Origin of the sequence: Planococcus kocurii (assembly GCF_001465835.2) — a bacterium.
Lineage (GTDB): Bacteria > Bacillota > Bacilli > Bacillales_A > Planococcaceae > Planococcus > Planococcus kocurii.
On record NZ_CP013661.2, the window covers coordinates 707,690 to 720,944 of the forward strand.

A 13,255-nucleotide genomic window follows, 5' to 3' on the forward strand; every position below is an offset into this window, starting at 1 on the left:
TAAACCGGTGAAGGTTTTATTTGCTTTCATTCTTTTACACTTGCCTACACTGCTTTTTACGTATAGAGAATCGCTCGGACTGGGCTGCCTTCTCCGCCTTTAATCTTCAGTGGCAATGCTGCTAGTCGGTAAACCCCTTCTGCTACATGATCCAAAACGATGCCTTCCAAAATAAAACGATGATGACGATTCATAGCCTGGTGCATTGGCAATTCTTTGCTAGTTTCTGGATCCACGGACGGCACGTCAACGCCAAGTAAGCTTATACCATGATCAGCCATCCATCGTGCGATTCCTTCATCAAAAATAGGCCATTCCACTGGAAATTTACTACGGTCTTTCCAAGACACGGTTTTTAGCAACACCGCCGTGACCTGTTCTTCAAGTGGTTTCAAATCTGACACCTTGATTTTTTCCAAGCCACTAACATCCATCACTTGAGCTTGTGACAAGTAGACATCTAAGGGCAGTTCATGTGTTTTGAGCCCCTCGTTATTGTAATGAAAAGGAGCATCAATATGAGTGCCAATATGCGTACTCGTTTGCACCTTCCCGATATTAACTGAACCACTTTGCTTTATCGTGACAGATAGTTCATAACTAAACGGTACGTCTCCAGGCCATTCCGGTGTTGTGTCGTTCAATTCCATCGAAATATCAATGATTTTTTGTGGGTCCATTCAAGCCACCACATTTCGTTCATTGCTAAATTTTTTATATGTTTCATTGTCCATAATGTGCTGAAGCTTATCGGCCACTTGCTCTACATCGCTAAAAGATGTGTAAAAAGCAACAGGCGCTAATCGAATGATATTGGGTGCACGGAAATCAGGAACGATTTTTGCTTCTTTCAGTGCTTTGCAAATTCTCGCTGCCTCAGGATGAGCAAAAGCGATGTGACCGCCTCTAGCTTCGTCTTGTACGGGTGTAACGTCAGTCAGTTCAGGAACTTGTTGTCCTACAAGCTGTCTCAACAAACGAGTCAGCTGCAGTGATTTTTGGCGAATTGCTCCAATTCCCGCTTCTTCAAATAACTCGAGACTGCCAAGCAACGGTGCCATACTGAAAATATGCGGTGTCCCAATTTGGTAAGCACCCGCTCCTTGTGCTTTCGTAAATTCATGGTCCATATCGAATTGACGAGCTTTATCAGAACCAAACCATCCAGCATTCCCAGGCAGCAATTGATGGTGGCGTTCGTGTATATACAGCCCCCCTGTTCCACCTGGTCCTGAATTCATGTATTTATAATGACACCAAATAGCAAAATCCACTCCATCGTCATGCAAGTGATGCGGCATGGCACCGATTGAATGCGCTAAGTCAAAGCCGACCAAAATACCTTTTTCATGTGCCGCTTTTGCAATATCGCGCATTGGCAATAGCTGACCACTGCGGTAAAGCACAGAAGGTAACAGCACAACAGCAACATCGTCAGTTAATTGTTCAATAATGTCGGTTAGCTCAAGTGTGTAGCCATCTTTACTACCAACTTTTCTCATAGCTTTTGCCGGATCCAATCCTCGCAAACGAAGATGGCTTTCTACAGCATAAATATCTGAAGGAAAGTTCAAGTCATCGACAACAATTGCAAAACGTTCAGCAGTCGGTTGAAACAACGTTGACAGCATTTGATGAATATTCGACGTAATCGATCCTGTTACCATCACTTCATTGCCTTGTGCGCCGACTAATGGGGCAATGCGTTTACTCATTTCCTCAGCTAAGGTAAACCACGGATGGTTACCTTCTGTCCACCCATCAATTCCAAATGTTTTCCAGCTATCCATCAGCGTCTGTAATTTTGCTTCAGACCGTTTAGACATCAACCCAAGAGAATTGCCGTCCATATAAACCATCCCTTTTTCAACAAAAAACTCCTGTTTAAAATCCGCTAACAAATCTTCGCGATCCAACTCTTTGCTCGTCATTATTTCGTCCTCCTCTAAACTTTATATTGCATAAGCAATTGCACCTAGAATTGTTGTTACCAGTACGACAATCCAAGGAGTCAGTTTAAAATAGACTAACATTGTAAAGGCTATTACTGCAATTGCAAAATCAACAGGATCACGAATCTCTGAAATGTTGCAATCACCAATAGGAAAGATGGCAAAAACATAGCAATGACCCCAACAATCACTCCCGATACACCGTTCATCAATTGACCGAGATAACCAGTCAACGTAAAAAGTGGACCTGGAACTGCTTGAGCCATCCCATAACCAGACATAAACGCATCTGCTGTCATCCAACCGGGTACACCCTCGCGCTCAAGCATGGATAGCACAACGTGTCCTCCACCGAACCCGATCGATCCGACTCGGTAAAAGATATCAAAAATAGCGAAAGAAGTAGATTCGATTAAGGGACGAACTAATGGCAAGCCATTTAACAAAGTAACGAAAATAATCCATGCGGCAAGCCCTGTTTTTTTACCAAAACTTAATACGAGATTTACCGGCTTAGGTGCTTCTTCTTTGTGATAAATGCGTAGCCACCAATACCGGCCAGCACGATTACACCAATTTGTTCCCAAGTTTGAGGAATTAACAGGATAATAATCGCTGCACCAACTGCAATTGCAATTCGTTGCCGGTCAGGTTCTAAACTCTTTCCCATTCCTAGTAAAGCATGCGCTACAACGGCAACAGCCCCAATTTTCAAACCTTGTATCCAGCCGCTGTCAAAAGAACCGTTCATTATGACAAGTGCAAATAGCATTAGCAAGATGACCGAAGGCATGGTGAATCCAAATCACGACAAGAATCCACCAAATATTCTTCCACGCGGCATGCCAATGGAAATCCCCACCTGTGAACGAGCAAGTCCTGAGAGAATTGACAACTCACTACTAAATTTGCATACGCTTTATCGTCGAGCCATTTTCTTTTGTTGACGTATTCATCTCTGAAATAACCAATATGTGCTGCCAGCCACCAAAAGACGTCAGTCCTAACTTCTTCGATGCTTTTAAGATTTCTGCATAGTTGTTTTTTTCTTTATCATAGCCCTCTCCTTTAAATAAATTAGTCCTTTTGAGGATAACCGTTTACTTATATGTCTTGATATTAAATTCATGCAACTTTACTGTCTCAAGCATTTCTAGAAATTCTTAGTATTGACAACGCTTCAAAAGACCTTGATACTATTAAAAGGTCATCTGTGAATCAAAGTCGCTATTCACTATTTTGGACTGTCTATTCTTTGCACGTTACTGCGAGCAATAACTCAAAACATCTATTTTACTACTCATAAATAAAGATAACGAAACGGCCCTCCTCTGAGGGTCGTTTCACTTTGTTTCAGCAACTTGGAGGCGGGAAACATTATGGACATGTATACAAACTTACGCAAAGGGGAAAAAGGGGCTTGGATCAGTATTGGTGCTTATGTATTTCTTAGTGCTATCAAGCTTTTCTTCGGCTTTTCAGGTTCTTCTGAAGCATTAAAAGCCGATGGTCTTAACAATTTAACTGACATTCTCGCATCTATTGCCGTTTTGGTGGGACTACGAATTTCTCAGAAACCGCCCGATGAAAATCATCATTATGGTCATCTGCGCGCTGAAACCATTGCCTCTCTTTTGGCATCTTTCATTATGGCGGCTGTAGGATTGCAAGTTTTGGCTAACGCTATTCGCTCTATTTTTGAACCTGTTGCCGAAACCCCTTCTCTGTTTACGGCTTGGATTGCTTTGTTTTCCGCAATTGTTATGTACGTTGTGTATCGCTATAACTTGAAGCTTAGTCAAGAAATCAAAAGTTCAGCTGTCCGTGCTGCAGCTTACGATAATCGGTCAGATGCTCTCGTCAGTATTGGCGCAGGTATCGGCATTATGGGTGCTGTTTTTGGCGCACCAATTCTCGATGTTCTTACCGCATTTATTATCGGATTGATCATTATCAAAACGGCTCTGGATATTTTCAAGGAATCTGTCATGACGTTAACCGATGGGTTTGATGAAGATGAAGTGGAAACTTTATCTGTTTTAGTTAGAAGAGTTCCCGGAGTTATTTCATTGCGTGATTTTAAAGGACGCAATCATGGCAATGTCATGTTTATCGATTTGACTGTCAGTGTTGCACCCAAACTTAATGTAATAGAAAGTCACTGGATCACTGAAGAAATCGAAAGAAAAATTCAGAAAGTAAAACCTCATTGCGTCATTCTTGTTCACATTGAACCAGATTTTTCGTCTCCTATTAGTCGTCAGGACGAATAAAACGAACAAAAGAATATTCATTTCACTGTGCTTGTACGGCATTCTGCATTCCACACCGATGAAAGGAACTCCAAGTGGCAAGACCATTTAGGCTTATATAATGCTTTCTGTAATCGAAAAAGTCCACGGCTTTAAAGAGCCGCGGACTTTTTTGATTATTCGTCTAGTGCTTGCGCCATTTTTACATCGTTGTGAACAAAATCTTCTGCAATGGCATGACGAATTCGACTTTCAAGCCTTTCTTTCATTTCAACATCGGCAACTTGTACTTCTACTTGAAAATCCAATGCTGAATTCCGAAAGTTAATAAATCGGACATCTGGTTCTTTTTCTGGTATTCCTTTCATCAAGTTGATTGTCTTTAGAGCTGCATCTTTGAGAAGTTGTTCGATTTTTTTCGTATCACTGCCATACTCCACACTTACTACTACCCTGGCATACAATTGTGCGCTCGAACGATTTTTAACAATTTGCTCGATAAAATATTGATTCGGAACGACGAGAGTGCCTTCTTTCAAGGTTTCTATAACAGTTGACCTCAATTTAATTTTAGTAATACGTCCGATTTTCCCGTCGATTTCCACCATTTCTCCAACTTCCATCGGACGCTCAAACAAAATGATGATGCCTGAGACAAAATTAGCGGCGATGTTACGAACGCCAAAACCTATACCAATTCCAAGAACACTAAATACAAATCCGAGCGCTGTTAAGTCAAGTCCGACAGTAGTAAAACTGATTGCCAATGCTAAAAACATCACGACATAATAAAGCAGTCGGTTGATTGTGTAGCCCATTCCCATATCTATATTAAATTGTTCGTAGACAAATGGCATGACGTAGCGATTTAAAGCTTTAGTGACGCGACTGGCAAATGTCACAATGAGGACAGCTACAATGATTAGTAATACGGAGATCTCAACGCCTTCAGTTTCATAAAAAGCTGAAGTCAGCCATTGTTCTTTCGAGAAGTAAAAAAGAAAGAACAGGATGCCGCCGTAAAGAAGCAACCAATTTAAGACATCTTCAATTACCGGATAAACCCGTCTTTTGAAATCTGTTGAAGCTATAACCTTTCTCAGCAGGAATAATATCAAAAATTTCACGATAAGGATTAAAGCCACATACACGAAGAACATGAAAAACTCTACTAAAGACAAATCCTTTAAAAAAATAATGCCTTCAAACAGCTCATTGTTTTTCATAACCCCTCTCCTTTACTGCTTGATAGATTTCTAACACTGTCCTCAGTTTTTTTCCGTCAAAACCAGATGATACGAATGCTGATCCGTAGCTATGGCTAGCTCGTCCACTTTTTCTTGAAGAACTTCTTGATCAAAGGTTTTCAATGCCCCGATATCCACACCTTCTAAAACGTAAGCATGAATTTCCCACAACTCCACATAATGCCGGTTATCTCCCATTTCAGCAGCCACTTTCAAAGACTCAAGAATAGAAATTAAAACTGAAATGTCTTCCTTGCCGTAATGCGATAATTGATAGAAAGTTTTATACAACGCTTTTTTATATGCAGGAAAGCGGTATAAAACATGCTCTTCAGCTAGTAAGAAAGGACCCTTTTTTAATCGGCCTAATTGGCCAAGTAAACGTCCGAGCCGGATAATAATATTGTTCGCTGTATTTGGATCATTGATGCCGGGCGATATGGCACGAAGCGCCACTTCTACTAATTTTTGAATGGCAAAATCAAGATCCTGTTCTGTCGTTCTAGAAGTACCGAGTGAATAGAAGTTATTAATAGACTGTTTAGCGTGATTCACTCCATAAACATGAAAAATCGGCTTGCCCTCATAGACGTAATCGCCTGGATTCACAAGAATTTCAACTTTTAGTTTTTGCTCTTGTGCATAATTTCCGAGCTTTTCGAAAGACATATACTGAATGTATCCTTCTTTTTCAGCTTGATGCGTCTCTTTGATACCAATTGGGCTCCACGTTATTTCTTCACCTTTTTCATTTTCTTGTAACTTTTCAAATTTGGAGATGGCATCTTCTGTATCCTTAATTAATTGATTGATTAGTTGTCCTACTTGTACATTTGTTGCAATATAATGGATGAAATAGGCAAATGTAGAAAGACAGAAAAAAGCGATAATAATACCGATAAAAGTTGAGATGACATCAGTTTCGTAGAGATCTTCTCTCATAAATAATAATGATAAAGTATTGTAAATAAAGCCACTCAGAAAAATCCCTAAAACTCGCCAAACAATTTTATCATGAATAAAGTTCCTTAATGTTCTTGGCGAAAATTGAGATGAGTACATCGTTAGTACGACGAGAATTGTTGAAAAAGTAAAAGTCGTCATCGTTAGGAGAGCGCCTGATAAACTTCCCATAATCGTCTTAGCTAAGTCAACATTCGTTAAAAGAATTGCTGGAACATATGGCTTTAGTTCGTCAATATACAATAAGTCAACATAATAGAAAAAGATGGACAGAAAAATTGAAATTACAATGTAAAATGCAGGAGTAATCCACAGTTTTTCTTTTAGCCAAAAAGACAATGCCTTCATCGTCATGCTCCTTTCTTGTGGGTATCTATCCTCTTTCTTTTCCCTTGATGGCTTTTTGACAAACAAAAAAGGCTAGATGAGGTAGTGCACCCAAAAGTTAGAGTTGAACTCTAACTTTTGGGTGCACTACCTGTTGATCAGCCCTTCTTCTAGCGCAGCCGAAGAAAATCCATCTGTTGGCATGCGCACAAATAACATAAAACTAAAGAAAATTATTTTTCCAAAGCAGTCGACAATGCATGCTTCATTAGACTCGCTACATATTGATCGAAATGTGCGAATCTCGGATCTTGTGTCTGTCCTTTTTTGTAACGATAATAAATTTGTTGAATAATCACAGCCAATTTGAAATAAGCAAATGTTAAATAAAAATTCATATCGGATACGTCTCTTCCACTTTTTTCACCATAGCTTTTTATAAACTCCTGACGACTGTAAAAGCCTTCTAGCACAGTAACGGGTGCTCTACCGAGTCCTTTTTTTAATAAGTCAGGATCTCCCTCTTGAATCCAATAACTCATAGCCGCTCCAAGATCTGCTAATGGATCTCCGACTGTCGTCATTTCCCAGTCAAACAGACCCGTTATTTCTGAGAAATCTTCCGAAAATAAAGCATTGTTCAATTTAAAATCATAGTGAATAATCGTGGGTTCTTGAGATACTGGCATGTTTGTGAGCATCCATTCAGTTAATCTTCCTACACCTTCAATATCGTCTGTTTGTGCACGCTCATAACGTCCAATCCAGCCGTCAACTTGACGCTGCATAAAGCCTTCCGGTTTTGCCATTCCAGCCAAAGCAGTTTGCTTGTAATCTAACGAATGAAGCTCGACCAATAAATCGACCATTTTCTCTGAAATTTTTTGTCCCAACTCTCTGGTCGGTCTACTATTTTCTGGGAAATCACTATCTAATACATGACCATGGCGCCTCTCCATCACAAAAAAGGGACTGCCAACAATTGATAAATCATTTGAAAAAACAAAAGGCTTTGGTGCTGTTTTAAAGACTGGATGTAAAGCAGATAGAATGTTATATTCGCGTTCCATATCATGCGCTTTAGGTGCTACAGGTCCGAGCGGCGGCCTTCTTAATACAGCTTGCCAGTTTCCGATTTGCAAGGCATACGTTAAATTGGAATGACCCGTACCAAACTGCTGAACTTCAAGTTTTCCTGTTGGCAGATTTTCAATTTTCTCTTGGAGAAATCGCTCAAGCGTCTCTATATCAAGTTCTTCGCCTACTCTTACTGGAATAATCACATTTTGTCGCTCTCTCATTTCTCCACCTCTTCTAAATTTAATCACCACAAGAATTCGGAATAGTCACTTAATGGTAGCGTGGTCATTTCGTTTATGCAAGTTACAGTAAAATATTTCCCAATAATCTAAAAAATGTTCTTGACCAAAAACAGAATATCCTATATCGTTAATCTAACTTGAAGAAAGAGGTGAAGCATTATGGCTATTTTATTGTTGAATACGCAATTCCAGTCTATAGTGTCTCCCTCTGTGTATCGCTGACGATACGCTTCTTCCATTATGTCCGGAGACCACGACTGCGAATTGCGCGCATCCGTGGTTTTTTATTTTGCATAATTAGGAGGAAATAACATTGATGAAAATTGAACAATACGGCTGGAATTCAGGCTGGCAAGACAAAACAACGACGAATGGCACTCCAGGGCGTGTCACACTGGAGCATAAAAATGGATACCGCGTTGTCACTAATGATGGTGAATGGCTTTGCTCATTATCTGGAAAATACAGACACCAGCACCATGGCATAGAATTTCCGTGCGTCGGAGATTGGGTCATGGTCGAGCAAATGCCGGGCGAAGACAAAGGCATTATTCACCATGTGCTACCACGAACGTCTCAGTTTTCTAGAAAAGTGGCGGGCGAAACATCTGATATCCAATTAATTGCGGTCAATGTGGATGTTGTGTTTTTAACGATGTCACTAAACGATGATTTTAATATTCGGCGGTTAGAACGCTATTTGTTAGCCGCTTGGGATTCTGGATCGAATCCCATTATCGTCTTAACAAAAAAAGACCAATGCACTGACATTACCCCTTATTTACGTGAAGTAGAAAATGTAGCGTTTGACGTTCCGATTTTTGCCGTATCCGCACATACTAGTGAAGGAATCGAAGAATTACAGAAGCAGTTAACGGGTTCAAAAACTGGAGCTTTACTCGGTTCTTCCGGTGTCGGGAAATCTTCTTTGATCAATGCCTTGTCTGGCAATGAACAAATGGTGGTTCAAGATATCCGAGAAGATGACAGCAAAGGGCGACATACGACTACACACAGAGAAATGATCTTATTGCCTGCAGGCGGATTAATGATTGATACACCTGGCATGCGTGAATTTCAGCTGGGTGACTATTCAGAAGGCGTAACAGCAGGATTTAGCGATGTCGAAGATTTGGCACTCCACTGTCGATTCCGTGATTGCGCTCATCATGACGAGCCTGGTTGTTGCGTTCAAGAGGCACTTCGAAATGGTAAGTTGGATGCCGGACGTTACCAGAGTTATTTAAAGCTAAAGCGTGAGCTTGCTCATATGGAGCGAAAAAGCGATGCCGCTGCTCAAAAAGCCGAGCGTAACAAATGGAAACAACTAACCAAAGACAATCGCAAACGACCCGTTAAAAAACGCTAAAATAGAGGAGGCTATCCCGTAAGTCTCTAACATAAAACAGGTGGAGAAAAAGAAACTCTTTTTCTCCACCTGTTTTTTTGAATTGCTTCTGAGAATATAAAAAATCATTGACTACAGATCGTACGTGCAAATGCATCCACCTATTTTGTCGCCTGAAAACGGGGCTGTACTCAAAAAGTCGTTTTTCATGACCTTTTGAGTACAGCCCTCTCTGTTTATCTTATCTCTGGTTCAGTCAGACCATGCTTCACGGCATAAAGTGCCGCCTGCGTCCGGTCTTGAACAATTAGTTTGATAAAGATGTTGGAAATATGCGTTTTCACTGTTTTTTCGGTAACAAATAAAGCAGAAGCGATTTCGCGATTGCTTTTGCCTTTAGTCAATTCAGCCAGCACTTCCTGTTCTCTTGGTGTCAGCTGGTTGATGGTATGAGGTGCCGGTTCCGCTGGCGCTTTCATCAGTTCAGAAGAAGCTTTTGGATGCAGTGTGTTTTCACCACGCATCAAACTGCGCAAAGAAGCAACCAGTTCATCCGGTTCAATATCTTTCAATTGATAGCCTGCTGCTCCCGCTTCAATCGCAGGCACCACGTGATCTTGATCTGAAAAACTAGTTAGCATTAAAACGATGATAGTGGGGAATTGTTCTTTGATCATTCGCGTTGCTTGAATGCCGTCCATAATGGGCATTACCAAATCCATTAACACAATATCCGGCTGAAGTGCTGCGGCCATTTCTACAGCCTCTTTGCCATTTACCGCTTCTCCTACCACTTCAATATCCTTTTGTGTTTTCAAAAAGAATAACAATCCTCGTCGGACTACATGATGGTCATCGGCTATTAAAACTTTCACCACGTTTTCAACTCCTTATCCATACGGAATCCGCACTAAGATTTCCGTTCCCTTGCCAATCTCACTTGACCAATCAGCTGTTCCACCTTCTGCTTTGGCACGTTCACGTATGCTTTGAATGCCGATAGATGGCAAGTGGACTCTATGATCAAATGCGAATCCGCGCCCTTCATCTTTTAGCACGAACAAAACATCCGTTGCCGTGACCGATAAATACAATTCGACTTTATTAACTTCCGCGTGTTTTCGGACATTGTTCAACGATTCCTGCGCAATCCGGAATAGCGTTTCTTCAATTCGCGATGGCAATTGAATAACACCCATTACTTTTGTTTCAACTGCAATTCCGAGCATTTCTCCGTAACCTTTGATGGCATCAAGCAATCCACTCTCTAACCCTTTTGGCCGCAATTGCCAAATTAACGCTCTCATTTCATTCAATGCTTCCTGCGTCAAATGTTGAATATCGCGAAAAGTTTCTTGAACAACAGGATCCTCTGACATCTCGACACCACCGCGAGCAGTTAACGTCACTGAAAACAGCAATTGGTTAACAGAATCATGGAGGTCGCGCGCTAAGCGATTTCGTTCTTTCACAAGAGCCAATTCCTGCTCTTGCTTTGTTAAAACAATTCGTTTGATTGCAGAGCCAATTTGAAAAGCCACTGATTCCAACAGAGCCAATTCATCTTTTGAAAACCCGACAGTGTCGGGTGCAGCAATGTTCAGCAAGCCAAATTTCTCTTCTCCTGACTGCAAAGGAACCGTCGCATGATGAGTGATACTGCCTTGTAGCCGCGAATTTTCTGGCATGGCATTTTCGATACGTTGACAAGCGATAATATTCGATGCTTTTTCAAGATCGCCATCGTGATAGCGCTTAACGCACCAACAGCCGCCTTTTTGTAAATGACGGCAACTGTTTTCTTCTAAAGCGGCCGGCAAATTAGCCTGAGCCACTAATTGATGCTTGCCTTTTTCATTAATAAAGAATATCCAAGCCGTTTCAAAAGCAGAGCCGTTCAACAATTTACGAATAGCCCCATCTAACATACGCGTCATATCCATTTCTTCATTTAACAGTTCAGCAATTTCTTTTAACAGCGTTACATTTGAAGGTTCTGCCAACATTAATCACCTCACTCAACCTACTTTTATCATATACATGATCGCAATCCAACTCACTCGTACTTTTGTCTTAGAAAGGCACATGCGTATACAGAGTTAGACAATAAAGGCCCCCCTTTTTTAGGGGGGCTTAGTCGTTAGCGGCTATTTACTTCTTCTATGAATGATTCTTTTAGCAATTCCATTTTTTCGTCGCTTTCTTGCTGTGTTTTTGCGGTGATGCCAAAATAATATTTCACTTTCGGTTCTGTGCCGCTTGGACGCACACATACCCACGAACCATCTTCTAAGAAATACTTCAAGACATTAGATTGAGGCAGTTCAATTTTTTCATTGGTGCCTAAATTGACAGAAATGCGGTTTTGCGTTTCATAATCTTCAATCGAAACAACAGGAATGCCGGCAATCGCCTGGACTGGGTGTTTACGCAAACCTTCCAGCAATGCAGTAATTTCACGGGCCCCATCAATGCCTTTTTTCGTAACAGATACGAGTGATTCACGGTACCAACCAAACTCATTATACAATTCGATCAACACGTCATGAAGATTCTTCCCTTGTTTTTTATAAAAAGCAGCTGCTTCAACGAGCAATAAAACAGACTGGACAGCGTCTTTGTCTCTTGCAAAATCACGAATTAAATAACCATAACTTTCTTCGTAGCCGAATAAAAATTCGAATTTCGGATCCTCATCGTTGTGCTTTAATTTTTCACCGATGAATTTAAAACCAGTTAAAACATCTTCCGAACTGACACCATATGATTCTGCTACGACGCGACCAAATTCTGATGTGACAATGGTTTTAAAAATACGACCGTTTTTGGGTAACGTGCCTTTTACTTGTTTTTGACTCAGCAAATACTCAATCAAAATAGCGCCGGTTTGGTTGCCGCTCAGTAGTTCATACTGGCTACCGCTCCAAACGGCAATTCCAACACGGTCTCCGTCTGGATCGATGGCAATCAGTAAATCAGCTCCGGATTTCTTGCCGTATTCTTTTGCCAATTCAAATGCAGATCCTTCTTCTGGATTCGGAGAAGTAACAGTTGGAAATTCACCGTCTGGTTGCATCTGTTCGGTTACGTAAGTAATTTGATCATAGCCTGCTCGATCTAATAACCGTTTAACCGTTGCACCCGATGCTCCGTGAAGTGGCGTAAAAACGGCTTGGATCGGACTCGCTGAATGTTCTTGAACAGTTAACGCATTGGTAAGATACGCTTCATCCAATTTTTCGTCAATTCGGATTAGTAATGACTCGTCAAATCCTTCGTTGACGATAGATAGCTCATCTTCTACACGGCTAACATAGTCAATGACACGGTCGGCATCTTCTAGATTTAATTGAGCACCATCTTCTCCGTACACTTTATAGCCATTGTATTCCGGTGGATTGTGACTCGCCGTAATAACAATTCCCATAAATGCATTCAAGTACCGAACACTAAACGATAACTGAGGTGTCGTTCTAGAGCTACTGTACAAATACGTATGAATACCGTTTGCTGCAAATGTACGTGCTGCTTCTTCTGCAAATTCAGGTGACATGCGGCGGCTGTCATATGCAATGACCATCCCCCGTGCCATAGCAAGTTCACCATTTTCCTTCATGTAATCCGCGATTCCTTGAGAGGCTTTACGGACCGTATAAACGTTCATGCGGTTTGTCCCTGGACCAATTTCACCGCGCATGCCTCCGGTACCAAAAACCAGATCTTGATAAAAAGCATCTTCTGCTAATTTTTCATCGTCTTTTAAGACAGTTAATGATTGGCGCGTTTCTTCATCAAGTGATTCATTGTCTAACCAACGCTTCATGCGTTCTTTCCATGACATAGA

General features: G+C 41.1%; 10 protein-coding genes and 1 pseudogene. 2 read left to right on the forward strand and 9 right to left on the reverse strand.

The genetic code is table 11. From position 1 onward, the window contains the following. Positions 1-56: 56 nt before the first annotated feature. The 3 genes and pseudogenes from AUO94_RS03630 to chrA all read right to left on the reverse strand — a co-directional run bounded on the left by AUO94_RS03630 (position 57) and on the right by chrA (position 2,980). Positions 57-680 (reverse strand): cyclase family protein, encoded by a 624-nt coding sequence (locus AUO94_RS03630; protein ID WP_058385963.1) that lies wholly within the window; start codon positions 678-680, stop codon positions 57-59. Beyond that, positions 681-1,931 carry a kynureninase gene (gene kynU, locus AUO94_RS03635; protein WP_058385964.1) on the reverse strand — a complete coding sequence of 417 codons (1,251 nt, stop codon included), beginning with the start codon at positions 1,929-1,931 and terminating at the stop codon, positions 681-683. It abuts the gene before it with no gap. 21 nt (positions 1,932-1,952) lie between these two features. After that, positions 1,953-2,980: pseudogene (gene chrA / locus AUO94_RS03640) on the reverse strand (chromate efflux transporter). Positions 2,981-3,331: 351 nt separating this feature from the next. Here chrA and AUO94_RS03645 point away from each other — a divergent pair. Then, a complete protein-coding gene (locus tag AUO94_RS03645) occupies positions 3,332-4,225 on the forward strand; it encodes a cation diffusion facilitator family transporter (RefSeq protein WP_058385965.1) in 894 nt (297 codons plus the stop codon). A 155-nt stretch (positions 4,226-4,380) separates the two neighbouring features. Here the strand turns inward: AUO94_RS03645 and AUO94_RS03650 are convergent, their stop codons facing one another. The 3 genes from AUO94_RS03650 to AUO94_RS03660 form a co-directional block, all read right to left on the reverse strand. Beyond that, entirely contained in the window at positions 4,381-5,430 is a 1,050-nt protein-coding gene (locus AUO94_RS03650; RefSeq protein WP_058385966.1) for a mechanosensitive ion channel family protein, read from the reverse strand. A 42-nt stretch (positions 5,431-5,472) separates the two neighbouring features. After that, on the reverse strand, positions 5,473-6,762 hold the full coding sequence (locus tag AUO94_RS03655) for a DUF2254 domain-containing protein (protein ID WP_058385967.1): 1,290 nt from the start codon (positions 6,760-6,762) through the stop codon (positions 5,473-5,475). Between the two features lie 212 nt (positions 6,763-6,974). Then, positions 6,975-8,042, reverse strand: a complete 1,068-nt coding sequence (locus tag AUO94_RS03660) for a phosphotransferase family protein (RefSeq protein WP_058385968.1) — start codon at positions 8,040-8,042, stop codon at positions 6,975-6,977. Between the two features lie 337 nt (positions 8,043-8,379). Here AUO94_RS03660 and rsgA point away from each other — a divergent pair, with 337 nt between their 5' ends. Continuing rightward, entirely contained in the window at positions 8,380-9,432 is a 1,053-nt protein-coding gene (gene rsgA, locus AUO94_RS03665; protein WP_058385969.1) for a ribosome small subunit-dependent GTPase A, read from the forward strand. A gap of 215 nt (positions 9,433-9,647) precedes the next feature. Here rsgA and AUO94_RS03670 read toward each other — a convergent pair whose 3' ends face one another. The 3 genes from AUO94_RS03670 to AUO94_RS03680 form a co-directional block, all read right to left on the reverse strand. Continuing rightward, complete coding sequence (locus tag AUO94_RS03670; RefSeq protein WP_058385970.1) at positions 9,648-10,289, reverse strand: response regulator; 642 nt, start codon at positions 10,287-10,289, stop codon at positions 9,648-9,650. Positions 10,290-10,301: 12 nt separating this feature from the next. Continuing rightward, positions 10,302-11,417: a GAF domain-containing sensor histidine kinase gene (locus AUO94_RS03675; RefSeq protein ID WP_058385971.1), complete on the reverse strand. Its 1,116-nt coding sequence runs from the start codon at positions 11,415-11,417 to the stop codon at positions 10,302-10,304. A 134-nt stretch (positions 11,418-11,551) separates the two neighbouring features. Continuing rightward, on the reverse strand, positions 11,552-13,252 hold the full coding sequence (locus AUO94_RS03680) for a phospho-sugar mutase (RefSeq protein WP_058385972.1): 1,701 nt from the start codon (positions 13,250-13,252) through the stop codon (positions 11,552-11,554). Positions 13,253-13,255 lie beyond the last annotated feature (3 nt).